This window comes from Acinetobacter guillouiae (genome assembly GCF_002370525.2).
GTDB classification, from domain to species: domain Bacteria; phylum Pseudomonadota; class Gammaproteobacteria; order Pseudomonadales; family Moraxellaceae; genus Acinetobacter; species Acinetobacter guillouiae.
Genome location: NZ_AP014630.1, coordinates 1710658 through 1734804 on the forward strand (window position 1 = coordinate 1710658; position 24147 = coordinate 1734804).

Genomic DNA, 24147 nt, shown 5'->3' on the forward strand with positions numbered 1-24147 from the left:
AACATAGACGAATTGTCAACAGACCCTGAGATGTTGCACGATAATCTAGTTGGGATGTAGGTACAGAAAATGAGGAGAAAAAATATAACAGATTTTTAAAACATGGCTAAACTGTTATATTTTTATCGGCTGCTTTTGTAGCTATTTTTTTTCTTTAATGCACTGCAAACTACGGATATATCACTCAATTTTAAGTTAAAAAAGGTATGTACCGTTAAATTTAGCTTGAGTCATGATGAATATACGGATGTAAATGACAGTGTTTTATACAATATCTGAGTTAACCACCATCAAGCGCGCGAGCTACCAAATCAGCTTGATTATAGCGATTTGGGGTTTTGCATATATGTTGCAAAAACTGTTCAATTTACCCATTGCATCAGGTGTTTTAGGTTTTTTTATATTGCTGATTTTATTGCAAACGCAATGGCTCAATTTGGAAAAGGTGAGTCTAGGTGCCGATATTCTGTTGGGTGAGCTGTTACTGTTTTTTATTCCGCCAGTGGTCGGTGTGATTCAGTATCAGCAATTGCTTGTAATCAGTGGTTGGAAAATATTTCTGGTGATTTTACTCAGTACCGCTTTGGTGATGGCAAGCTCTGTGTTGATGGTGAAAATATTCTTGCAACAGGATGATGTGGAATGACGGAGTTGTGGGGAATTTTTTACTTGCTTTGGACGGTACTGTGTTACTTCTTGGCAAAGCGCGTATTTGTTTTTACCCAGAAAATATATTTTTCTCCGATTATTGTGGTGCCGAGTCTCAGTATTATTTTGATCTTTATATTTCAGCATCGCTTTCAAGACTATTACCTATACACCCAATATTTGGTTGCCATGTTAGGACCAATTACAGTGGCATTTGCGATTCCTGTATTTCGTTATAGAGCGATCGTCAAACAATATTTTTTCGTTTTAATCGTCAGTTCTAGTGTGTCTATGCTGGTGGGGATCTTAAGTAGCTGGCTATTGGCAAGTATGTTCAATTTCGACGAAATTTTGAAAAATAGTCTTTTGGCACGTTCGATTTCTATTCCATTTGCTTTGGAGTTGACTGAAAAAATTGGCGGCTCAATCAGTTTAATTCCTTTGTTTACGGTCATAACAGGCTTAGTGGGGATGTTATTTGGTGATTTTTTACTGTTATGGATGCGCTATAAAAACCGTATTGCACAAGGCGCTGCTCTAGGAAATGCCGCTCATGCGATGGGGATTGCGCGAGCAAGACAACGTCATGAGTTGGAAGGGGTGATTGCTAGTCTATCCATGATTATTTCAGGGATCATCATGGTGTTATTTGCGCCATTTATGATTTCATTGATTAAACATATTGTTTGATTTGATTTGATTTGATTTGATTTAGATTGAAAAATAACCTTTAAAAATAAAGTCTAAGCGGCATTTAAAGACAGTATGCAATGTTCAAGGTAATTGATTTACATGAATATTTATTTTAAATCTCCGTATGGGATTTTGTGAGGGTGCAGATGTTGCGCTACATATTTAATTGTATTTAGCCCTTGTCATATTCTAGAGAGGGTGATTTTATATTAGGATCATCAAAGGGATGATCGAAAGCAACTGCTGGATTTGGAATAGGCTTATGGATGGGTTATCTGAATTTTCTTGGCAAAATATTAAATATAACTTTTACAATACTGGAGAACTGCCAGAGCTTGTGCAACGAGATTCACCTATTTTACAGCTTTGGGAAAGTGCAAAAAATTCGGGCTTAAGCCCTTTCTCCAAAATCACTGACTTAGAAGAGTTTCCTGTCGCTGACCTTTCACAGGGTGATATAAAATTAGCTGCATTGGCTGAAGGTGTATTAAATGATGTCTGGCGCTTATTTGGGCAACAGGATGTTATCGTTTTCTTAATTAATCATCAGCTTAAAATTATTGCTGAACGTCACAATCCTGATTTAGATGACCAATATCATTATTTATGCACGGGTCGTATTATTGAGCCCTCTGTGTTTGGTGCGATTGCACCGACATGTAGTGTGATGTCTAAACAGCCTATGATCATGACAGGGCATCAACATTATCTAGATGAATTTTCGAATTATTCTTGTGCATCGGTTCCGATATTCAATGGCTGTGGTGATGTACTCGGTGCTTTAGATATCACTTCACCACAAGGGCTTTTGGCGAGCAATTGGTTGCGTCACTTACTTTACCAAAGTTATATTTTGGAAAATAAGATTATTCAGGCAGCGCTACAACCTGAACAACGGGTCCTTTATTTTCAACATTCCAAAGATTTACTGGACAATGCCTATACGGGCATGATGGTACTGGATCAATCAGGAAAAATCCTCAAAGCCAACCAAATGGCGTTGAAATTGCTGAATTGTTCTATTGAGCAATTGTTGCAGCAACCAATGGATCATTTTTTGCTCACTGAGCATTTGAATCCGTTAAATTCGAGTGATTGTTTTTTAATTCAAAGTTTTGACCATGCATTTTTTTATGCCCAGCTACGTAGTGTGAATGGGCAGTTGCAGAATAAAACAAGCAAAATCACGACACAGCATTTGCTTGATCAAGCGCTGAAAGCATTAAAAGCCGATATTCCTGTATTGATTACCGGAGAAACCGGCACAGGTAAGGATCATTTTGCTCAGCAGTTACATCAGAAGCTGGATGTAGATTTACCTTTTATTTCGATTAATTGCGGTGCAATACCAGATCATTTGCTTGAAGCAGAATTATTTGGTTATGAAGGCGGCGCTTTCACAGGTGCTAAACGGCAAGGCGAAAAAGGTTTAATTGAACTGGCAGATCAGGGCATACTCTTTCTCGATGAGATTGGTGATTTGCCTTTACATTTACAAGTGAAAATTTTAAGAGTGTTACAAGATCAGCAGTTCTATCGGGTTGGAGGACGTAAACCGATCAAGTCAGCATTTAAACTGTTATGTGCAACACATCAGGATTTAAAAAGTAAAATACAACAGCAGTCATTCCGCCGTGATTTATATTATCGTATTTGCGGTTTTCAGGTACATTTACAACCCTTACGCTTACGTCAAGATAAACAGGTCATTTTACATCACGTTCTGGATCAATTTGGTATAGAGCAATGGTCGAGCCATGTAGAACAACAATTTAATAGGCACACATGGGAAGGAAATATTCGTGAATTAATTCATGTGGTGAAGCTATCCGCAGCATTTAAAGACAGTGAAATTTTAAATCATTTATATTTACCTGAAGCTGATTTAGCGATTCAGCAGCAAAGTGAGCAACTGATATTAGATGAAAATAAAAACTTAAATAGCTTGACCAAGCAAATGATTGTGCAGGCGTTACAAGAAGAAAATGGCAATATCGCAAGGACAGCGAAACGCTTAAACATTTCAAGAACAACGATATATAAATATATTGGCAATTAATACTGTTTTTATTGCAACGTTTACTCCATCCAAAGCTTGATCTTGGGACTGTATATTAGGTCTTGTCGGAACAGCTTGGGCTTTTTTCCTGATTGTTCATCATGCTAGGGCAACTCAACGTTGCCTGAATATACACTTATTACGTACACATTATTTTTAAACTTAACTAACCCTTATTCTCGTTTTTAATCCTTATCCATATTTAACCCTCATCCTTGTTTTAGGCGCTCAGTGATTGTCCATTGATTGGACAGCGCTTTCTCAATGTTGTCCATTTATTGGACATTGGAAAGGTAACCTTGTTTTAAGTCTATGATTATTAATTATAAAAATATTGGCACGCTAACTGCAAATATTCTATGGCTCATATTTGATTAAAACAAATCTATCAATCGATTTATCAAGTGTAGATGGTCGATTCGTCATGGATGAATCGATTGATTTTTGATTAAAAATTTAAACAAGTGCAATGAGCAGTGAAAAGGATGCTTGAAACTAAAGGGAATAGATGATGCGTTTTAGCAATAAAAATAGCCTGCTTCTTATTATGTTGAGTGGCATGTTTGTACAGTATAGCCATGCGATAGATGTAAATGTGGGGGATTATACAGCGTTGCCAAAAGGCACCAATGCAGGTGTGTTCTATTATCAACATAGTCAAATGGAGGGTTATTACCAAAATGGTGAAAAAACCAGAGCTGAATCTAAATCGGATATCGCTATCGCGCGCTTAATTCATTACACCGACATCGCTGGTTTACGTGCAACACCTCAAATAATTTTACCATTTGGAACAATACGGCATACGCAAATTGGCGATACTGATTTGAACAATGCCTCAGGTTTTGCAGATCCAGTGATTGCTTCTGCTTTTTGGTTGATTAATCAACCTGAACAAGGTTCATCGGGTCGTTATCTGGCATTTACCCCATTTATTTATCTGCCACTTGGGCAATATGATCGAAATGATGCGGTGAATTTAGGCGAAAATCGATTTAAGTATGATCTTCAACTGGCATGGGTACAGCCGCTATATGGCAAGCTTGCTTTTGAACTTTATCAAGATGTGATTTGGTATGGAGACAACGATGAAGCGGGAAAGGGCGATCAAACACTTTCACAAGCGACCAGCTATCAAACTCAATTTAACTTACGTTACGACTTGAATTCTAAACAGAGAATCGCCCTCGGTTATGCCGCAAATTATGGGGGTGAACAACAATTGGATGGAATCAAACTGGATCAGAACATGGAAAAGCAACAAGCGCGATTGGAGTTTCAGCAAATGTTGAATGCAAAAACTCAATTAAGTGCGCAGTTGCTTTCAGACACACGAACGGAAAGCGGATTTAGGAAGGATTACGGTCTGAATTTTCGTGTTTTTTACATTTTTTAATTTAAAGCAGGTGTAACACATTGATTGCGTCATTTTTACAAGGATGCAGTTGGAACAGTAAAGCAATTGTCTAAATAAATTTTGAAGAGGTCAGAATGTCTATATTCACAAAAGAGCTTTGGGATAAAAAATTATTTAACGGTTCATGGCAGTCAGCCCAAGACACCTACAGTGTGATTGAGGTTGCAACAGGTCAAGTGCTTGGTGAAATCGGTTATGCCAGTGCCGCTGATGTGGTGAATGCCGCACAACAAGCCAAAGCCGCTCAACAACAGTGGTGGGCTTTAAATTACCAAGAACGTCAGGCAGTGTTTGAGCGAGCTGCTGTTTTACTGACAGAAAATCAAGCGGAAGTGATTGAGTGGCTGGTTAAGGAAAGTGGCTCATTACAACTGAAAGCGGGTTTTGAAGTGAGTATTGCGATTCAAGTGCTTAAACATTGTATTGCTTCACCTGCAACTGAACAGGGCACATTATTACCTACGCAAAATGGCAAATTAAGTATTGCGAAACGCTTGCCCTTAGGTGTTGTTGGGGTCATTTCTCCATTTAACTTTCCACTGTACTTAGCTTTACGTGCTGTGGCACCTGCTTTGGCCTTTGGTAATGCGGTGGTGTTAAAACCTGATGAGCGTACAGCAGTGTGCAGTGGCTATGTGATTGCACGGATTTTTGAACTTGCAGGATTGCCAAAGGGGCTGCTGCATGTATTGCCAGGTGGGGCAGAGGTTGGTGAAGCACTGACTTTGGATAAAAATATTGCCAGTATCCAATTTACGGGATCAACCCAAGTTGGACGGATTGTTGGGGCGAATGCGGCAAAGACCTTAAAGAAAGTCTCTCTAGAACTGGGTGGGAAAAACTCACTGATTATTTTGGATGATGCGGATATTGAGTTGGCAGCAGAAAATATTGCATGGGGTGCATTTTTACATTCTGGGCAGATTTGTATGACCTCAGGCAAAATTTTGATTCATCAAAAAATTTATCAACAGATCAAACAGCGTGTCATTGAAAAAGTGCAGAATTTTGTGGTGGGGAATCCTTGTGACAAGAATGTCACCATTGGGCCATTGATCAATGCCAAACAAGCGCAACGTGTAGAACAATTGGTTAGTGCTGCGGTTAAAGAAGGCGCAACATTGGAAATCGGTGGACATGCCGATGGGGTGTTTTTTCAACCGACTGTACTGACAGATGTGACTGCAAATAATTCGATTTTTAGTGAAGAGATTTTTGGCCCTGTTGCCGTGTTGATTCCGTTTAGCTCAGATGAACAGGCCATTGAATTAGCCAATGACGGCGATTATGGGCTTTCAGCAGGCATTATTACCTCCAATGTAGGACGAGGTATGCAACTCGGTGCACAGCTCAAAGTGGGCTTGCTACATATCAATGATCAGACCGTAAATGATGAAACGGTCAATCCATTTGGTGGTTTTGGTTCATCAGGTAATGGTACGCGTATTGGCGGCCCTGCCAATGCCGATGAATTTACCCAATGGCAATGGATTACTGTACAGGCTCAAGCGCCACATTATCCTTTTTAAACAATTAAATAAATCATTACAGGACGTTATACCATGAGTGAATTAAAAGATATTATTGCCGCAGTGACCCCATGTAAAGGTGCTGACTTTGAGTTGCAAGCTTTAAAAATACGTCAGCCTCAAGGTGATGAAGTATTGGTAAAAGTGGTTGCTACAGGAATGTGCCACACCGATTTGATTGTACGTGATCAATATTATCCGGTTCCGCTGCCTGCTGTTCTTGGACATGAAGGGTCAGGAATTATCGAGGCGATTGGCCCTAATGTAACCGAGCTTCAAGTGGGCGATCATGTGGTCTTAAGTTACGGGTATTGTGGAAAATGTACCCAATGCAATACTGGAAATCCTGCCTATTGTTCAGAGTTTTTTGGACGAAATTTTAGTGGGGCAGATTCAGAAGGACAACATGCACTTTGTACCCACGATCATGGTGTGGTTAATGATCATTTTTTTGCCCAATCCTCCTTTGCAACCTATGCTTTAAGTCGTGAAAATAACACGGTTAAAGTGACCAAAGACGTACCAATTGAACTATTAGGACCACTAGGTTGTGGTATTCAAACAGGTGCTGGTGCATGTATAAATGCTTTAAAAGTGACACCGGCCAGTAGTTTTGTGACTTGGGGTGCTGGTGCTGTTGGTCTGAGTGCTTTGCTTGCAGCAAAAGTGTGTGGTGCTTCGATCATTATCGCTGTTGATATTGTTGAATCTCGTTTGGAGTTGGCAAAACAATTGGGTGCAACCCATGTGATCAATAGTCAAACTCAAGATCCTGTGGCGGTGATTAAAGAGATTACCGATGGTGGAGCCAACTTTGCATTGGAATCTACGGGGCGACCTGAGATATTAAAACAAGGTGTTGATGCACTGGGGATTTTAGGCAAAATCGCCGTGGTAGGTGCACCTCAATTAGGCACAACTGCACAATTTGATGTAAATGATCTGTTATTAGGTGGGAAAACCATTTTAGGTGTCGTTGAGGGGAGTGGTTCGCCCAAGAAATTTATCCCTGAGTTAGTCCGTCTATATCAGCAAGGGAAATTTCCCTTTGACCAACTTGTAAAATTCTATGCATTTGATGAAATCAATCAAGCAGCGATAGATAGCCACAAGGGTATTACACTCAAACCGATTATTAAAATTGCATAATCTTGCATGGCATGCTCATCAATGAGCATGCCATTTCTTTGATTTTAAGCATTTTGGGGTCTAAATTTTGGGTTTAGTTTTTTAAGGTGGCAGGATGAGTTTAGCGCTTTCTTCGCTTTTCCAGTAATTTTCCAAATAATAAACCCAGCTCAAACAATAACCACATTGGGATCGCAAGCATAATCATGGAAATTGCATCAGGTGGTTATGGCTTTGAACTGGATGTAATCGCAGCTTGCTTTATTGGTGGTGCATCTGCATCTGGTGGCGTTGGTAAAGTTTTTGCTGTAGTGATTGGTGCATTTATCATGGGTGTTATGAACAATGGTATGTCAATTATGGGGATTGGAGTTGATTACCAACAAGTGATTAAAGGTTTGGTGCTTCTTGGTGCAGTACTTATTGACGTATATACCAAAAATAAAGGTTAAGTCATTGGCCTTTGAAGTGAATGTCATTTCAAGGGCTTGATTATTTCTAATGAGAAAATATAAAAAACATTACGGTTGATTCTTTTAAGTACCACAATAATTAGTGTTAATGGATATTATTGCCAAACAGGTCAAAGAGATTGAGTCGATTTAATTTTTCCGTTATTCAAAAAAAACGAAATAATAACTTTAGAGAATAGAGTTTAACGTTTTAATTTTTTATTTATAGTCTGACTTTTTTGATCATCATAAATAATAATTAAGCATTTAAGATAATAATTTTTTTATTATTCAAGTGATTTTTATTTGTATGTTTAATTCAATTGAATTTACTAAAACCCTAAAAGAAAATACTTTATACATATCGGTCTTTATATTTGTCGTAATTTGTCAATGAATTCGTGGTGAAATGTCAATACGCATATTTCTAAATTTTATACTTTAGCACTGTGTTGTGAATATTTATCAATAAAATTCCACAACTTTTATAACTTTAAGAAATGATTTAAATCAATACCAATCGATAAGACTGCACGAAGGATTTGTGAATCTTGGTATGTATTTTAGTTTGAGACGACGATATAGATCATGACAAGAAAATTTTTATAAATACGCAAGGAGCGGTTAAAAGTGTTTGGTCCTGAAGTGACCGAGCGGATGGAATCTGTTGATAAATCAAGAGCGCAATTTAAAAACCAAGCAGAAATATATGCAAAAGCGAGGTGAAATTTTGCAGCGTGATTTAAATATGCTTGATCAGGAAAAATCAATTGAAGCGCTTAGAAAAGAAATTTTTAGTGACAGATATGATAAGCGGAGAATTATCAGTTTGGAAAAAATTTATGATACGGAAAAATCGCTAGATATTCTCAATTAATGCATGTGTATTCAATGAATCAATCTAGTTAATGGGACCGTAGAGAATAAATAAAGTTAGATCTTATTTAGTATTTGTAATCTAGCCATAGTTTAAGGAGTAAAGTATGACAGCCAAAATTACACGACGAGAACTTATTCAAAAAAGCCTATTCGGTTTTGGTGCACTGTCTTTATCAGCGGGTTTTACGGGATGTAATGACAGTTCAGATCGAGAATCAACAACACTACAAGTCAATTTTGAACATGGGGTTGCCAGTGGAGACCCTTTACAAGATCGCGTGATTTTATGGACACGCTTAACGCCCAATGATAGCAGCGCACGTTTGCAAGTGACTTGGGAAATTGCTTTAGATGATCAATTCAAGCAAATCATTAAAACAGACAAAGTCACCACAGCAAAAGCACAAGACTTCACTGTGAAAGTTGATGCCACAAACTTAAAACCAGATCAACGCTATTTCTATCGTTTTAGCTTTGGCAATAAATTTTCACCAGTTGGACAAACCAAAACATTACCAATCAATCCGACCAAGGTCAGTTTTGCGGTATGTTCTTGCGCGAATTATCCAGCAGGGTATTTCTATGTTTATCGTGAAATGGCCAAGCAAGATGTTGATGTGGTGATTCATTTGGGTGACTATATTTATGAATATGGTCAAGGTGGTTATGCAACAGAAGATGCAGTGAAGTTAGGACGTACTTTGGCTGCGGACAATAATCAAGAAATTATCAAGTTAGATGATTATCGCAAACGCTATGCGTTATATCGTAAAGACAAAGATTTACAAACATTGCATCACCGTCACCCATTTATTGTGATTTGGGATGATCATGAGTTGGCAAATGATACATGGCGAGATGGTGCTGAAAATCACCAAGCCAATGAAGGGTCTTTCCTCGATCGTAAACTTGCAGCATTACAAGCGTACTTTGAATGGATGCCGATTCGCCCTATTTCCGCAAATGATCATCTCAATATTTATCGCCAGTTTGACTTTGGTACACTGGTGCAATTGACCATGTTAGATACCCGTATCCTTGCCAGAGATAAGCAACTGGAATATACCGATTATATCACCGCTTCTGGTATGGATTTTCAACGTTTTCAGACCGACTTAACCAATCAGAATCGAACCTTGATGGGGTATACCCAACGTGAATGGTTACAGCAAAAGTTGGCTCAATCCAAGGCAACTTGGAATGTATTGGGTCAGCAAGTGTTGATGGGTAAGATATTAATCCCTGCTGAATTACTGGTACCGTTGAGTGCAGTTCTGAGTGGAAACGCAACTCAAGAGGTTTTAAATCAAATCAATACGATGATCATGGAGTTGGTGCAACTGAAAATGCGTGTGCTACAGGGCGATCCAACATTGACAGCAATTGAAAAGGCACGTTTAACCACTGTCGCACCTTATAATTTAGATGCTTGGGATGGTTATTATGTTGAACGAGAAATTCTGTATAACACTTTAAAAGCATTGAACAAGAAGGTCGTAGTGCTGGCAGGTGATACCCATAATGCATGGTCATCAGAGTTGTATAGTCAGGCGGGTGATTTTGTCGGTGTCGAGCTGGCGACAAGTTCGGTGTCATCACCGGGAATTGAAAAGTATCTCAATATTCCAGTGGAACAGTTACAGCAGTTTGAAATGGCGTTTACCACACTGATTGATGAGTTGGATTATACCAATCTAAATCAACGTGGTTATCTGAATGTCAGCTTTACTGCAACGCAGGTTCAAGCGGACTGGATCTATGTCGATACCATTAAAGAGCCGCAATATACTGTGGATACAAAACGTGGGCATCAAGTGGTGTTGAATAATCAATTGGTTAATACCCGTTCGATTAAGAAAACTGCTTAATAAAAGTCTATTTAATTTTATATCGCCTAACTACTGAAGAAGATTTAGATGCTATTGCTATCGGGGCATTTCTTCAGTAGTGCATGGTTTAGCTGTCTATGTACACATAATGAAATAACACATAGGGTCTGTTGACAATTCGTCTACAACGCAAGCCATTTATGAAATGTCAACACACCCTAATATCAGGAGTAAAAAACCATGGCTGGATTATCGATTTGGCACGTACTTATTTTTGCAATTGTGGTGATCTTACTTTTTGGCACATCTAAATTAAAAAATTTAGGTAAAGATGTCGGCGGTGCGGTGAAGGATTTTAAAAAATCAATTCAAGATGATGAAACAACCACTGCTGCACTGAATGAACCAAGAACACAGGAACATCAAAATAGCAATGCTGATGTGAACTCTACGGTAAAGCAGTAAAACTGGAGAACTAACACATGCTTGATGTCGGATTTTCTGAATTATTGGTTTTTGGGATTATTGCACTGTTGGTGTTAGGACCAGATAAACTCCCTGAAGCTGCGCGTTTTGTTGCGAAATGGTACAGTAAATTGAAACGTCTCATCAGCAATGTTCAGAACGACATTGACCGTGAATTACGCTTATCCGAATTGCGCGAACAGATGCAGAATGAGATGCGGCGTATTCAAGAATTAGAGAAAAAAATGCAGGCGCAGATGCATGAGCTACAGCAATTATCGGCTATGCCTGGAGATGAACAAGAGCAAGCGCCAGCGCTATTAAAGAAACAGCAATTAGAACAACCGCAATTAAAAGAACAGCAAATAGCCCAGCTGAGAGTGAAGCAGATTTATCAACCTGTCTCACGTGATATTCCTACTGTCTATTTGCCAAGTATTTGGCTAAAACAGGCTAAATCTAATGATGACAAACTCAGCATTGTTCCTGTTCAATCCAAATCAATATCGCAATTGAAGGTGGCTGTATGACGTCAATGATACCGCAGCTGCAAGAGCAAGCTTCTGAAGAAGCGACTCAGCTTGAAGCAATGCCGATCACCCGACATTTGATGCTGTTGCGCCAGCATTTGTTTAAAATTATCGGGGTATTGATTGTGCTTTTTTTCTGTTTGTTGCCATTTGCAAACAGAACTTATTCAATGTTATCTGAACCATTGCGTGCCCAATTACCTGCCAGTTCGACCATGATTGCTACAGATGTAACTGCAACATTTATGGCACCTTTTAAACTGAATTTCTTTATTGCGCTAATGCTGGCGATGCCTTTTATTATTTATCAGATTTGGGCATTTATTAAACCTGCGTTGTATGAAAAAGAAAAGAATCTGGCATTGCCATTGTTATTGAGCAGTATTTGCTTGTTTTATTCAGGGATTGCCTTTGCCTATTTTATTGCCTTACCTTCGATTCTGCATTTTTTTATCAGTGTTTCACCCGATACCGTTGCGCCAATGACGGACATTAACAGTTACTTAAGTTTCTGTTTAAAACTCTTTTTGGTGTTTGGGGTCACTTTTGAAATTCCAATTATTACACTGGTATTGATTTTAATTGGTTTGGTCAGCACGCAAACGCTGGTGGAAAAAAGACGCTTTATTATTGTGGGCTGTTTTTTTATTGCGATGTTTGTCACGCCACCAGATGCTATTTCGATGATCATGCTGGCAATTCCAATGTGGATGTTGTTTGAATTGGGATTGGTATTTGGCAAGATGATTGAAAAACGTAAACGTGTATAAGCACTGATTTTTAGCGAAAGTGGTTAAGTGTTGCTTTGTTCTATTCAACCTTTCTTTTTTAAAGCAGGCAAATTTATATTTAAGTGTATAAATTCGCCACATCTCTAGATTTTAACCCATCCTTGTCTCATGGGTGAGTACGTAATACTGTTCTAAACCCCACATGCGTTGCAGCCAAATCAAACTCTTGCGGATAACGACTACTATTTCGATAACGAGAGCAATAACTAGAAGCACATAAGAAAGAACCACCTTTAATCACATATTGGGTTGCTGCGATGCTTTGCTGACGCAGATTCGTATAATTTCCCATATGTTGATCATGCGCACCTTGATATATAGAGGAGGTCCACTCCCAAACATTACCAATCATATCGAACAATTGGAACGCATTGGCAGGGTAGCAACCGACAGGTGCCACACCTGCAAAATGGTCTTCTACAGAATTATGCAATGGAAATTCACCTTGCCAATAATTGGCTTGTGGATGTTGATGGGCATCCTGAGGCGCTTGATGCAGTGGCGTATCGACTTTTGAACCTGCTTTGGCAGCATATTCCCATTCTGGTTCAGTAGGTAAATCTCGTCCTAACCAAACTGCATAATGTTCAGCATCATTTTTGGTCACATAGCGAACAGGTTCAGCAGGGCGTGGAGCTTGACCCGAAGCGCCATTAGGCGTTTTCCAAGTGTAATCAGATTTGAGTTGCCACCACTGATTAGGCTGATTGGCATCTGGTGAAAATACGGCCGCCTGTTTCTGTTGCTCTGCATCGGTTATATAGCCTGTAGCTTTTACAAAACTGCTAAATTGCGCCACAGTTACTTCGGTTTGATCGATCCAGAAACCCTCAACTTGACGTTGTTTTTGCCCAAAATTAAGTTCATCGGGATAGGCTTTATCGGAGCCGAGCTGAAATGAACCTTTGGCAATCCAAACCATCCCCGCTGTTGGCTTTTTTTGCCACGCATCGGGTAAACCTGAATAGTGTTTGCATTGCTGCAATGAACCAAGCGGTGTAGAAGCTTTACTGGATTGTTTGGGAGAATGATGCGAGTCGGGCGTAACTTTATTGCAGCCTGTTACAAGGAACAGGCTGCACAGTGCAATTAAAAGGGGACTGAACTTCATTGAATGTTGTATTCCTTGACCCCATTTTGTTGGGTATATTTGTTATACACATCAAGTAGTTCTTGTAGTTTTGCTGGGTTATTTTGTGCAAGGTTTTGGGTTTCACCACGGTCATTTTTTAAGTTATATAATTCCCAAGTTCCCGTTCCTAGCTCTGCTTTACCTTGTAAAGCAATTTTCCATTCGCCTTGACGCGCATATTTACTGCCATGCAATTCATCGGCAAAACTAAAGTTTACAGGACGAATCGCCTGTGCTTTATTTTCCAGCACCGATTTCCACGAGTAACCGCTTGGGGTATTAATCTGACGGCCTTTATATTGACCTTGTGGGATGGCAATATTGGCATAATCTAAAACAGTTGGGAAAACATCGAGCACTGAAGCAAAACCATGATAGGTTGCTTGCGCTTTGCTTTGGTGAGGAAGTTTAACAATGGCTGGTGCTGTGGTTGCACCTTCACCTGCAGTATCTTTCCATAAATGGAAAGGTGCAGCACTGACTTCAGCCCAACGCGGACCGACATAGTGATAAGAACTGGATGTACCGACATTACTCACCCGATTATCAAAACCTGATTCGGCTCCATAATTACCACGGATAAAGCCTTCAGCCCCATTATCTGAAACAAAGAAAATTAAAGTATTGTCGTATAAGTTATTGCGTTTTAAATACTCAATCACGCGTCCAATATTGGCATCAAGGTTTTCAACCATTCCCGCATAGATTTCCATTCTGCGTGCTTCTAATACTTTTTGCTCAGCGGAAAGTTCATTCCATTTGCCATATTTTTGTGGTGCATTTTGTGTCGCAATCGGTTCGGCTGCAGTAAAGTTGGCTGGAATTAGACCAAGTTGTTTTTGGCGGGCAATACGACCATTACGGATCACATCATAACCAGCATCGTAAACGCCACGATAACGGTCACGATATTCAGCTGGGGCTTGTAATGGCCAATGAGGTGCGGTGTAAGCAGCATAGGCAAAGAATGGTTTGCCTGAATTTTTTCCTGACTCTAAATAGCTAATTAATTTATCGGTGAAGTAATTGGTTGAGAAAAAATCATCGGGTAAGGCTGAAATTGGAACAACTTTACCATCCTCTGTATAGGTGGCATTACGTTTGTAGGCACTAGGCGCTTGTTTAAAGTGTAAATCTAGACCTTGCAATAGCGTAAATGAGTGATCGAAGCCTTTTACATGTGCGTTGGTTTCAGCGGTTAAACCGAGGTGCCATTTTCCGCTGATATAGGTTCGGTAGCCATTATCTTTAAGCACTTCTGCAATTGAGAGTGAGCGCTCATTTAAGTAGCCTTCATAGCCCGGTTGGCCTTTTAAGTGAGCAGGTGTGAGCTCAGCCATAGCACCAATGCCAGCTAAATGATGGTCTGTACCCGAAATTAATTGCGAACGCGTTGGTGAGCAGGTCGGGGCAGTATGGTAGTCCGTTAAAATCCGACCTTCTTTGGTCAGTGCGTCAATATTTGGAGTGTGTATTTCTCCACCAAATGCCCCTAAATCCGAATAGCCTAAGTCATCTGCCATGATGAATAAAATGTTTGGTTGTTTCTTGGTTTCCACCACAGTATTTGAATGGTCGGAATCATTATTATTACATGCTGAAATTGAAAGGCTGAATAATGCAATGGAAAGTGTTGTAAACAGATTTTTATGAGACATACGTGTCGACTTGGTTTTCTAAAAAATTAGGCTGAGTTTAGAGTGTTAATTTTTATGGTAAAAATAATTAAAATTTGATTGTTAATCTAAAAAAAAGAAAAGCCCTCAATATGCTTCCGAATAGATATTGAAATCATTTAAAAGTAAGTATGTTGAGCTATTTAATAAAACCAAAATACTTCTAGGCTTAAAAAAATGAACACCATCAGCTTATAGCAAGGCCTTGGATATACTTTAGGCATATTAGGAGTGTTTTATATTTGTAATAGTTTAATACATGATATTCAAATACACCTTTGTAATATCATTGGTTTTAGCATAGCAACAATTTGAATCTATCCAGCTCTACAATTTAATTTGATTAAACTTTAAACGCCGATGTAAATAAACAAGTCACTTTGGTTGCGAATGAATATTTTTTAAACAAAAATATACAGAACTGTCTGTTTTTATGTTGATGGAGTATTGATTAGTTGAAGATTAATGTGATAAATTCTACAGAATTAGAGGGAGATCTTTTTTTAAAGATTCTTGATGCCTTGATCCTATTTCCTTTCCCCAAGGGAAATAGGAGTTTTTAAGGCTGAATAAAAAAGCAATGGATAAAGATATTTATAAAAGACAGAAAATATATTATCTCAATACGGACTCAGATAAATTTTATTAAATAATGCATTTGTATGAGTTGTATTTTAAGAGTAATAATACGAATCTATAGGTAAGTATTACGATGAAAATTTATGAAATGATATTTCATAAAGGAACTTATGAACAAACACGCTTATTTTATATTCAGAATAATAAAGCTTCACGTCAGCATTTTATTGAAAATATGCGTTTAGAACTCGAGCAAGAACTTAAGGACTTCAATCTCAGTTGTAAGTCTAAGTATAAGCATGATTTATTTGCCTTGTACAAAAAAGTCCAAAAGGAAAGCCACTTACATTTAGATGCGATGGAAGATGAATTTATACAAAATTCAAAAGCCATTTTTGATCAATGTATTTGTTTAATTGTTAAAAGTCATGAGGTGTTAAATGTTGTAAAACCGCTGCTTTAAAAAAGCATCAGTCAAAATAAATAATCATTAAAAATCAATATTATAAATTATTAAATTGGTGGTTTTATTGTCTTCAATCATAGTGCAGCCAATTGTCGTTGCGCTAATTCATAGCCTTGATCTGCGGCTTTTTTTAACCATGCTTTCGCTTTGTTGATATCTTGAGGTAGACCTGAATTTTCATCTAAGTATAGAGATCCCAATTTAAATTGTGCTGACACATCACCATTTTCAGCCGACTTAAGATACCAATAATTTGCAAGATCTTGATCTTTCTTTATATTTTTCCCATCTGAATATTCTTCAGCTAAATTGTATTGTGCCATGGCATTGTTCTGATTTGCAGATTTGGTCAGCCATTCAATACCTTTACGGGAATTTTTACCGACACCTGATCCCCATAAATAACTCATTGCTAAACTAAGTTGAGATTTTGCATCACCCGCTTCAGCGGCTTTTTTAAACCAAAAAACACCTTTTTCTTCATCAAAGGACACACCCTGATTGCCACTGCTATAAAGATAACCCACTTGGTATTGCGCTTTTACGTCCCCATTGTTGGCTTTTTCGAGTAGCGCTTCAAAACTTTCTGCAAATACAAGTGTAGTGGGGAACAATGTAAGAATAATCAGAGGATACAGCAATTTTTTAATTTTAAATTTCATCATTTTTTCAATCATTTGTGTCTTTTAATCAATAAAATTAAAGTGCAAAATTAAGTTATAGTCAACTTAATTTGAGCCAAAACTTATTCTATTTTGTCTTTCAAGCTTAGCTCCCTAGGGAACTAAGCTTACCTAAATAATGAAAATGAAGAGCTTATATCACTCAACAAATTGGGGTAAAAGACGCTGTTAATGTCACACAAAATTATCTAAACACTCGCATGTTTAGTGGTGAGCAGCATTAAAGCATCGTCCTAAGTATCCAGCTTACATATTTGGATAGTTAGGCCCACCACCACCTTCCGGTGTTACCCATGTGATATTCTGAGATGGATCTTTGATATCACAAGTCTTACAGTGAACACAGTTTGCAGCATTAATCTGGAAGCGCTTAGAACCATCATCATTTTCCATAATCTCGTAAACACCAGCAGGGCAGTAGCGTTGAGCAGGCTCATCCCATTTCGGTAAGTTGACATTGACTGGAATCGAAGCATCCGTCAGCTTTAAGTGAGCAGGCTGATTCTCTTCATGTACGGTATTGGATACAAATACAGAAGATAAACGGTCAAAGGTTAATTTACCGTCTGGCTTTGGATAAGTTGGTTTAAATGTCGCAGCATCTACAGTTTTTAATGCACTAAAGTCAGGTGCAAGGTCATGTAGGGTAAATGGCACTTTAAAGATATTTTGATCGATAAAGTTAAATGCACCACCCATCCATAAACCGAATTTATGCATTGCTGGACCAAAGTTACGTGAACGATGTAACTCTTCTTTTAACCAACTGTTGTTAAACTTGTCAGTATATGCAGTCAATTCTTTAGCAAAGAAGTCTTCGCCTTCAGCGACACGCGCAACCGCTAAATCACCACCTTTCTCATGACCCGCTTGAATTGCTTCAAATACAGCTTCACCACACAACATACCCGATTTCATCGCAGTATGAGAGCCTTTGATTTTAGCAAAGTTTAAGAAACCAGCATCATCACCAATTAAGCAACCGCCTGGGAAGGTTAATTTAGGTAGTGAGTTTAGGCCACCTTTAACAACTGCACGTGCGCCATAAGAAATACGCTTACCACCTTCAAGATATTGCTTGATCAGTGGATGTGTTTTCCAACGTTGCATTTCCATAAATGGATATACATGTGGGTTGGTATAACTTAAGTCTACGAATGTTCCCAAAGTTACTTGATTATTATCAGCATGATATAGCCACCATCCACCAGATGTCGCAGTTTCTAAAAATGGCCAGCCTGAACCATGCATCACTAAACCCGGTTTATGTTTTGCAGGGTCAATTTCCCAAAGTTCTTTGATTCCGATACCGTAATGCTGCGGATCAGCATCTTGGTCTAAGTTGTATTTAGCAATTAGACGTTTACCGAGATGTCCACGGCAACCTTCTGCAAAAATTGTGTATTTTGCATGAAGTTCATAGCCAGGAGTAAAGTTATGAGTAGGTTCACCATCTTTACCAATACCCATATCACCAGTTTGGATGCCTTTTACAGAACCATCTTCATGATAAAGGATTTCTGAGGCAGCAAAGCCAGGGAAGATAGAAACTTCTAACTCTTCCGCTTTTTGACCTAACCAACGCACTATATTACCCAATGAAATAACATAGTTACCATCATTGTGCATGGTTTTAGGAACCATCCAGTGCGGCGCTTCTTGTGACTTTTCAGCAGACATGAGGAAATAAGTTTTGTCCTCAGTCACAGGTACATTTAAAGGTGCACCTTGTTCTTTCCAGTCAGGGAAAAGTTCATTGATTGCACGAGGTTCAAGTACAGCACCAGAAAGGATATGCGCACCAACTTCAGAGCCTTTTTCAACCACACAGACGGAAAGGTCTGGAAGGTTGTTTTCAAGCGCTAATTGACGAATTTTAATCGCAGCAGAAAGACCCGCAGGGCCTGCGCCTACGATCACTACGTCAAACTCCATTGACTCTCGTTGTAAATCTTTCATAAAAAGAAATCCTATTTCGCTTGGCGGTATTTTAATTTATTGGGCTAAAAATATCAAATAAAAAAGCATCAAAAAAGGGGCTGCTTGATGAGCAAATTCACAATGATACCCACAAAAAAGCCAGCTAGATTTAGCTGGCTTTAAAATGAGATAACTGATTTTACAAGGTCTACTTTTACGATTTTTGCGGATCGTAGAGTTTTTCCTTGATGAAGAGGGCAGGAATAACACCGCAAATTAAATAAGCAGCTCCCATCACCACAAAACCTAAACCAATAGAACCACCCGACGCCAAGTAGCCAATCGTTGCAGGCGCAAGTGCTGCACCAAGACGCCCCACGTTATAGGCACCACCAATCGCTGTACCACGAATCGCTGTTGGGAAACTTTCCGTCATATAGGTGGCATTTACACCATAAGGAATACCGTATAAAAATCCGAAAGCGATCAATAAATATAAAATGTTGCTGGGTGAGTTATAAAAAACAATCAGCGGTAGAAAAATAGCAGTCCCAATCGCACCAAAGGCATAAGTAAAGCGACGACCAAGTTTGTCAGCCATCATCCCCGCAAGGACTTTACCGAGGATCATGGCGGTATAGGTACCGACCATATATGCGGTCATTTCCTTAAACTTCATGCCTAATTCACTTTCTAGATATGAAGGCATCCAGTTATTTACCCCATAATAACCAAATTGCAAGAAGCCTGCTGTGAGCGCCCACAAGATAAACATATTGCGATTTCGTTTATCTTTAAAAATCAGTTTAAATGCCGAAGTTTCCTCAGCGTTTTTATCACGTGTTGGCTGTTGTAAACGAGACTGTTGCCATGCGAGTGGTTCAGGCACCAAAAGATGCATTAAAACAGCAATCAACACCGGTACAATGGCAACATAAAACAGCATACGCCAGCCATGATCTGGAATAATCCATCCAGCGAGTAGCGTTGCAACAATATAGCCAACCGTCCAACCTGCTTGTAAGGTACCCAATACCGTTGTACGGTAACGTGTAGGTACATATTCCGCCATCAAGGTATTGCAGGCAATATAAAGCGAGCCTAGTCCGAGAGAAGCAAAAAAGCGTAATAGGCCAAATTCAAGAAAACTTTGGGTAAAGCCTAGTCCACATGTAAGTAGTGAGAAGGTGAGAATAGAAATAACCACGATCCGTACTCGACCAAATTTGTCACATGCCCATCCCCCAAATATTCCACCGACAGCCATACCCGCCAAGGTAAAACTACCCAGCATACCTGCCTGCACGGAACTTAAACCAAAATCTGCCTTAATACTGTTGAGACTATAAGACAACAGCATCAGATCGGCACCATCCACCAACAAGGCTAAAAATGCAAAAACAAATGCAATTTTCCAAGTGTGAGGTTGTATTGAAGAGAGATGTGTATTGTAGTTTGTCGCCATAATCCATTACCTACATTTGATTTACAGCACTTCAAATCGTTTTAAAGTGCCTAAAAATTAATTAAGACGCAGCACGAATCATATTTCGCGCAATAATCATTTGTTGAATTTGGGTGGTGCCTTCATAGAGACGGAATAAACGTACATCTCGGTAAAAGCGTTCAATGGCATATTCACTGATATAGCCAGAGCCACCATGAATCTGTACGCAGCGATCGGCCACGCGACCACACATTTCAGTGGCAAACATTTTTGCGCATGATGCTTCTGTGCTGACGTTGCGCCCAGCATCACGTTGTCTTGCCGCATCTAAAACCATACATTGCGCTGCATAAATTTCTGCTTTGGAGTCAGCAAGCATGGCTTGAATCAGTTGAAATTCAGCAATCGCTTGTCCAAATTGCTTACGCTCAAGGGCGAACTTTAAGGTATCGTCTAACATGCGTATGGCAGCACCGACACTGATTGCGGCGATATGTAAACGACCTTTATCCAAGACTTTCATTGCGGTTTTAAATCCGACACCTTCGACACCACCAATCAGTGCTGAGGCAGGAACCCGACAGTTTTCAAAAATCACATCACAGGTATGCGCACCTTTTTGCCCCATTTTTTTATCTGTTTTACCCAGAGAGATTCCTGCGGTTTTGCGATCTACGATAAAAGCAGAAATTCCACCAGCACCTTTAATGTCTGGATTGGTTCGTGCCATCACCGTAAATACCCCTGCATGAGGTGCATTGGTAATAAAGCGTTTGGTGCCATTTAAAATATAAAACTCACCTTCTTTTACTGCGCTGGTTTTCAAAGAGGCAGCATCTGAGCCTGCATCTGGCTCAGTTAGGCAAAAAGAACTGATCACTTCACCACGTGCTAAACGGGGCAAGAAAAATGATTTTTGAGTTTCGGTACCATCAATAATCAGGCCACTCGAACCGATTCCATTATTGGTGCCGATCAGTGAACGAAAGGCAGGCGAAGTACGTCCAAGTTCAAAAGCGATAGACACCTCTTCTTCCATGGTCAAGCCAAGACCTTCATATTCTTCTGGAATCGTCAGCCCAAACAAACCCAAAGCTTTCATTTGCTCAATGATGGCTTGGGGGATTTGATCTGTTTCTGCGACTTCATTCTCATGAGGAATAAGGACACCATCTACAAACTGTCGAATCATATCTACCAGTTGTTGGAGTGTTTCCTGATCTCGAATCATAGTCTTGTCCTTTGTACAACATGTTGAAAACATCGAGCTGATGTTGCTAAAACCCTGCATATTGATGCGATAGTAATCAAAGGATTAGTAGAAAACAATATATTTTGAAAATTAATTTCGCAATGCGGTATATTGTGCTTGTTTTTAGTTGGCTAATTATTTGATTTAATTAATCTATATTTGTTGAATAAAAATCATCACTTTTGCTGAAAAAATTAAGTTTTATTTTTAAGGTTTTTTGTGTATATTAAAAATATATATCGCTATGCGAAATTTATGTTAAATAAATTTTCCTGTAGGAAATTAATCAAAGGTTAGTGGAATAAACATGGGTGCTTTAAATGGAATTCGTGTACTTGACTTAAGTCGAGTACTGGCTGGACCGTGGTGTGGACAGATTCTTGCCGATTTAGGCGCAGAAGTGATTAAGGTTGAAAGACCGAAACTAGGTGATGATACGCGTTCTTGGGGACCACCTTGGATGAAAGATGACGCCGGACAAGAGACACGAGAAGCCGCTTATTATCAGTCGACCAATCGCAATAAACTTTCTGTTGCAATTGATATTGCAAATCCTGAAGGGCAGGCACTCATCAAAGCACTTATTCAAGATACCGATGTGGTCATTGAAAACTACAAAGCTGGTTCTTTGAAAAAATATGGCTTGGATTATGCTTCTTTATCAGAAATTAATCCTAAACTGGTTTATTGCTCGATTACGGGTTTTGGTCAAAATGGACCGAGAGCAGCAGAACCTGGCTATGATTTTATCATTCAGGGAATGGGTGGACTGATGTCCATCACGGGTGAAAAAGATGATTTGCCCGGTGGTGGTCCGCAAAAAGTAGGTGTCGCATTTTCAGACTTATCAACGGGACTATATTCAACCATTGCCATACAAGCTGCTTTGCTCAATCGTCATGTAACAGGTTTAGGGCAACATATTGATATGGCTTTACTTGATGTGCAAATTGCCACAATGGCAAATCAAGGAATGAATTATCTTTCATCTGGTAAAGTGCCGGTACGTTATGGCAATGCACATGCCAATATTGTGCCTTATCAATTGTTTAAAGCCGCTGACCGAGAGTTTATCATTGCTTGTGGTAATGACACCCAGTTTATCCAACTGTGTAGAAGTATTGGTTTGCCAGAGTTACCCAATGATGTTCGATTTACCCGTAATGCAGATCGTGTTAAGCATCGTGATGAAGTGATAGAAATTTTATCAACGCATTTTTTAAGCAAGACTGCCGATGAATGGGTAAGTGCAATTTATGCTGCTAAAGTGCCCGTTGGTGTGATTAATAATCTAGAACAAGCTTTTAATGAACCTCAAGTGCTTGCGCGAGAGATGCTGGTAGAAATGCAACATCCTCAACGTGAAAAACTTACTGTGGTCGGTTCTCCGATTAAGCTTTCACGTACACCTGTAGAGTATAGAAATGCGCCTCCTTTATTAGGCGAACATACTCAAACAATCTTAGGCCGTATTATCTCTCCAGCAAAACTTGATGAGTTAAAAGCCAAAGGCGTGATAGGATAGTTTTTAAATAGATGATGTGAGCAGTCTAAAGCCATTTTTTTCAATAAAATAAGCAAATTTAGACTTTTCACATCAAGATGGATGCATCGTTTTATTTTCAAAGTGAATCAGATGATTGCTTTTTGCTATTTATAGAAAAAATAGATTATAATTTTCGCAGTGCGAAACAAATATGTGAATTGGTATAACCATGAATGATGCCGTAGATGCAGAACAAACAGAAAAATTATTAGCGCCTTTGAGGCATGAGTTATTGCATCCGATTGAAGATATGCAAGATGAAAATGATCGTCAATTTATTACAGCTTTAGGACGTGGTTTAGAACTTTTACGTTGCTTTACCCCAAAACATCAGCATTTGGGTAATCAAGAGTTATCACAAATGACGGGTTTGCCTAAACCGACCATTACCCGTTTAACGCACACATTGTCACGTTTGGGCTATATCAAGCAGGTCCCAAATTCAAGCAAATTTCAACTTTCAGTTGGGGTTTTGGCGTTTGGTTACTCCATGCTTTCTAATGTGTCTATCCGTAATATTGCACATCCCTATATGAAAAATTTAGCGGATTATGCGGGTGCTGCTGTGGCAATGGCAACGCGTGATCGTCTAAATATGATTTATTTGGATGTGGTACAAGGCAAGGGCAATATGACCATGCGTCGTCAAGTCGGTACTTATTTACCGATTCATTTAAGTTCAATGGGGCGTGCATGTCTGGCTGCAATGCCTGAAGATGAAAGAGAGTTTTTACTTGATGCAATCCGTAGCAAACATAAAGACGATTGGATCAAGATTAACCGTGATTTAGACAAAGCATTTAAAGATTATCAAGATTTTGGCTATTGTTTTTCAATTGGTGAATGGCATAAAGATGTCAATTCAGTGGCAGTTCCCTTGATTCATGAACAACATGGTCTATTGGTATTTAACTGCGGTGGACCAAGCTTTATTATGAACCGCGAAAAACTTGAAGAGGATATTGCACCGCGTCTTCTCCACATGGTGAATAATATCCGCACTGAAATTAGCTAATTTTATTGCTT

At 39.1% G+C, this 24147-nt stretch carries 22 protein-coding genes and 1 pseudogene; 16 read left to right on the forward strand and 7 right to left on the reverse strand.

Annotated elements, in window-relative coordinates:
- The first annotated feature begins 253 nt into the window (after positions 1-253).
- From AS4_RS07825 to AS4_RS07850, 6 genes are all read left to right on the forward strand, one after another.
- A complete protein-coding gene (locus AS4_RS07825) occupies positions 254-646 on the forward strand; it encodes a CidA/LrgA family protein (protein ID WP_096733785.1) in 393 nt (130 codons plus the stop codon).
- Entirely contained in the window at positions 643-1338 is a 696-nt protein-coding gene (locus AS4_RS07830) for an LrgB family protein (RefSeq protein ID WP_096733786.1), read from the forward strand. The genes AS4_RS07825 and AS4_RS07830 overlap by 4 nt, the downstream gene beginning before the upstream one ends.
- A 265-nt stretch (positions 1339-1603) precedes the next feature.
- Entirely contained in the window at positions 1604-3400 is a 1797-nt protein-coding gene (locus AS4_RS07835; protein WP_096733787.1) for a sigma-54-dependent Fis family transcriptional regulator, read from the forward strand.
- 511 nt (positions 3401-3911) lie between these two features.
- On the forward strand, positions 3912-4796 hold the full coding sequence (locus tag AS4_RS07840; protein ID WP_096733788.1) for a transporter: 885 nt from the start codon (positions 3912-3914) through the stop codon (positions 4794-4796).
- Positions 4797-4891: 95 nt separating this feature from the next.
- Positions 4892-6346 carry a benzaldehyde dehydrogenase gene (locus tag AS4_RS07845; protein WP_096733789.1) on the forward strand — a complete coding sequence of 485 codons (1455 nt, stop codon included), beginning with the start codon at positions 4892-4894 and terminating at the stop codon, positions 6344-6346.
- Positions 6347-6379: 33 nt separating this feature from the next.
- Positions 6380-7495, forward strand: a complete 1116-nt coding sequence (locus AS4_RS07850) for an NAD(P)-dependent alcohol dehydrogenase (RefSeq protein ID WP_096733790.1) — start codon at positions 6380-6382, stop codon at positions 7493-7495.
- 100 nt (positions 7496-7595) lie between these two features.
- Here AS4_RS07850 and AS4_RS07855 read toward each other — a convergent pair.
- Positions 7596-7700: pseudogene (locus AS4_RS07855) on the reverse strand (twin-arginine translocase subunit TatC); the annotation flags it as partial.
- Here AS4_RS07855 and AS4_RS07860 point away from each other — a divergent pair.
- The 7 genes from AS4_RS07860 (at position 7681) to tatC (ending at position 12399) form a co-directional block, all read left to right on the forward strand.
- A complete protein-coding gene (locus tag AS4_RS07860; protein ID WP_319922701.1) occupies positions 7681-7926 on the forward strand; it encodes an ABC transporter permease subunit in 246 nt (81 codons plus the stop codon). The pseudogene AS4_RS07855 and the gene AS4_RS07860 overlap by 20 nt on opposite strands.
- Positions 7927-8583: 657 nt before the next feature.
- Positions 8584-8652: a hypothetical protein gene (locus AS4_RS21955; RefSeq protein ID WP_264757332.1), complete on the forward strand. Its 69-nt coding sequence runs from the start codon at positions 8584-8586 to the stop codon at positions 8650-8652.
- Positions 8636-8803, forward strand: coding sequence for a hypothetical protein (locus tag AS4_RS21960; RefSeq protein WP_227548144.1), 168 nt, complete (start codon positions 8636-8638; stop codon positions 8801-8803). The genes AS4_RS21955 and AS4_RS21960 overlap by 17 nt, the downstream gene beginning before the upstream one ends.
- Before the next feature lie 106 nt (positions 8804-8909).
- The gene (locus tag AS4_RS07870; protein ID WP_034616083.1) at positions 8910-10673 is read left to right on the forward strand and encodes an alkaline phosphatase D family protein; all 1764 of its coding nucleotides are present in this window, start codon (positions 8910-8912) and stop codon (positions 10671-10673) included.
- A gap of 201 nt (positions 10674-10874) precedes the next feature.
- Positions 10875-11099 carry a Sec-independent protein translocase subunit TatA gene (gene tatA, locus AS4_RS07875; protein ID WP_096733791.1) on the forward strand — a complete coding sequence of 75 codons (225 nt, stop codon included), beginning with the start codon at positions 10875-10877 and terminating at the stop codon, positions 11097-11099.
- 17 nt (positions 11100-11116) lie between these two features.
- Positions 11117-11629 (forward strand): Sec-independent protein translocase protein TatB, encoded by a 513-nt coding sequence (tatB, locus tag AS4_RS07880; protein ID WP_096733792.1) that lies wholly within the window; start codon positions 11117-11119, stop codon positions 11627-11629.
- Positions 11626-12399 (forward strand): twin-arginine translocase subunit TatC, encoded by a 774-nt coding sequence (gene tatC / locus AS4_RS07885; RefSeq protein ID WP_096733793.1) that lies wholly within the window; start codon positions 11626-11628, stop codon positions 12397-12399. The genes tatB and tatC overlap by 4 nt, the downstream gene beginning before the upstream one ends.
- A 127-nt stretch (positions 12400-12526) precedes the next feature.
- Here the strand turns inward: tatC and AS4_RS07890 are convergent, their stop codons facing one another.
- Positions 12527-13531 carry an SUMF1/EgtB/PvdO family nonheme iron enzyme gene (locus AS4_RS07890; protein WP_096733794.1) on the reverse strand — a complete coding sequence of 335 codons (1005 nt, stop codon included), beginning with the start codon at positions 13529-13531 and terminating at the stop codon, positions 12527-12529.
- A complete protein-coding gene (locus tag AS4_RS07895; RefSeq protein WP_096733795.1) occupies positions 13528-15210 on the reverse strand; it encodes an arylsulfatase in 1683 nt (560 codons plus the stop codon). The genes AS4_RS07890 and AS4_RS07895 overlap by 4 nt, the downstream gene beginning before the upstream one ends.
- A gap of 730 nt (positions 15211-15940) precedes the next feature.
- Here AS4_RS07895 and AS4_RS07900 point away from each other — a divergent pair.
- Positions 15941-16270: a hypothetical protein gene (locus tag AS4_RS07900; RefSeq protein WP_096733796.1), complete on the forward strand. Its 330-nt coding sequence runs from the start codon at positions 15941-15943 to the stop codon at positions 16268-16270.
- A gap of 77 nt (positions 16271-16347) precedes the next feature.
- On the opposite strand, the gene AS4_RS07905 is transcribed toward AS4_RS07900, so the two are convergent.
- The 4 genes from AS4_RS07905 to AS4_RS07920 form a co-directional block, all read right to left on the reverse strand.
- Positions 16348-16938 (reverse strand): tetratricopeptide repeat protein, encoded by a 591-nt coding sequence (locus tag AS4_RS07905; protein ID WP_227548145.1) that lies wholly within the window; start codon positions 16936-16938, stop codon positions 16348-16350.
- A 264-nt stretch (positions 16939-17202) separates the two neighbouring features.
- Complete coding sequence (locus AS4_RS07910; RefSeq protein ID WP_096733798.1) at positions 17203-18915, reverse strand: electron transfer flavoprotein-ubiquinone oxidoreductase; 1713 nt, start codon at positions 18913-18915, stop codon at positions 17203-17205.
- 175 nt (positions 18916-19090) lie between these two features.
- A complete protein-coding gene (locus AS4_RS07915) occupies positions 19091-20341 on the reverse strand; it encodes an MFS transporter (protein ID WP_096733799.1) in 1251 nt (416 codons plus the stop codon).
- Positions 20342-20402: 61 nt separating this feature from the next.
- On the reverse strand, positions 20403-21554 hold the full coding sequence (locus AS4_RS07920; protein WP_096733800.1) for an acyl-CoA dehydrogenase family protein: 1152 nt from the start codon (positions 21552-21554) through the stop codon (positions 20403-20405).
- 328 nt (positions 21555-21882) lie between these two features.
- Here AS4_RS07920 and AS4_RS07925 point away from each other — a divergent pair, with 328 nt between their 5' ends.
- Together AS4_RS07925 and AS4_RS07930 are read left to right on the forward strand one after the other, a co-directional pair.
- On the forward strand, positions 21883-23100 hold the full coding sequence (locus AS4_RS07925; RefSeq protein WP_096733801.1) for a CaiB/BaiF CoA transferase family protein: 1218 nt from the start codon (positions 21883-21885) through the stop codon (positions 23098-23100).
- 190 nt (positions 23101-23290) lie between these two features.
- Positions 23291-24136 carry an IclR family transcriptional regulator gene (locus AS4_RS07930; RefSeq protein ID WP_004721467.1) on the forward strand — a complete coding sequence of 282 codons (846 nt, stop codon included), beginning with the start codon at positions 23291-23293 and terminating at the stop codon, positions 24134-24136.
- Positions 24137-24147 lie beyond the last annotated feature (11 nt).

Bases quoted from the DNA above. Each gene is read 5' to 3' on its own strand.
- AS4_RS07840 (WP_096733788.1), top strand. From the start codon at position 3,912: ATGCGTTTTAGCAATAAAAATAGCCTGCTTCTTATTATGTTGAGTGGC.
- tatA (WP_096733791.1), top strand. From the start codon at position 10,875: ATGGCTGGATTATCGATTTGGCACGTACTTATTTTTGCAATTGTGGTG.
- AS4_RS07910 (WP_096733798.1), bottom strand. From the start codon at position 18,915: ATGAAAGATTTACAACGAGAGTCAATGGAGTTTGACGTAGTGATCGTA.
- AS4_RS07870 (WP_034616083.1), top strand. From the start codon at position 8,910: ATGACAGCCAAAATTACACGACGAGAACTTATTCAAAAAAGCCTATTC.
- AS4_RS07895 (WP_096733795.1), bottom strand. From the start codon at position 15,210: ATGTCTCATAAAAATCTGTTTACAACACTTTCCATTGCATTATTCAGC.
- AS4_RS07920 (WP_096733800.1), bottom strand. From the start codon at position 21,554: ATGATTCGAGATCAGGAAACACTCCAACAACTGGTAGATATGATTCGA.
- AS4_RS07930 (WP_004721467.1), top strand. From the start codon at position 23,291: ATGAATGATGCCGTAGATGCAGAACAAACAGAAAAATTATTAGCGCCT.
- AS4_RS07830 (WP_096733786.1), top strand. From the start codon at position 643: ATGACGGAGTTGTGGGGAATTTTTTACTTGCTTTGGACGGTACTGTGT.
- AS4_RS07825 (WP_096733785.1), top strand. From the start codon at position 254: ATGACAGTGTTTTATACAATATCTGAGTTAACCACCATCAAGCGCGCG.
- AS4_RS07900 (WP_096733796.1), top strand. From the start codon at position 15,941: ATGAAAATTTATGAAATGATATTTCATAAAGGAACTTATGAACAAACA.
- AS4_RS07915 (WP_096733799.1), bottom strand. From the start codon at position 20,341: ATGGCGACAAACTACAATACACATCTCTCTTCAATACAACCTCACACT.
- AS4_RS07850 (WP_096733790.1), top strand. From the start codon at position 6,380: ATGAGTGAATTAAAAGATATTATTGCCGCAGTGACCCCATGTAAAGGT.
- AS4_RS07845 (WP_096733789.1), top strand. From the start codon at position 4,892: ATGTCTATATTCACAAAAGAGCTTTGGGATAAAAAATTATTTAACGGT.
- AS4_RS21960 (WP_227548144.1), top strand. From the start codon at position 8,636: ATGCAAAAGCGAGGTGAAATTTTGCAGCGTGATTTAAATATGCTTGAT.
- AS4_RS07905 (WP_227548145.1), bottom strand. From the start codon at position 16,938: ATGATGAAATTTAAAATTAAAAAATTGCTGTATCCTCTGATTATTCTT.
- AS4_RS07925 (WP_096733801.1), top strand. From the start codon at position 21,883: ATGGGTGCTTTAAATGGAATTCGTGTACTTGACTTAAGTCGAGTACTG.
- tatC (WP_096733793.1), top strand. From the start codon at position 11,626: ATGACGTCAATGATACCGCAGCTGCAAGAGCAAGCTTCTGAAGAAGCG.
- AS4_RS07835 (WP_096733787.1), top strand. From the start codon at position 1,604: ATGGATGGGTTATCTGAATTTTCTTGGCAAAATATTAAATATAACTTT.
- AS4_RS07860 (WP_319922701.1), top strand. From the start codon at position 7,681: ATGGAAATTGCATCAGGTGGTTATGGCTTTGAACTGGATGTAATCGCA.
- tatB (WP_096733792.1), top strand. From the start codon at position 11,117: ATGCTTGATGTCGGATTTTCTGAATTATTGGTTTTTGGGATTATTGCA.
- AS4_RS07890 (WP_096733794.1), bottom strand. From the start codon at position 13,531: ATGAAGTTCAGTCCCCTTTTAATTGCACTGTGCAGCCTGTTCCTTGTA.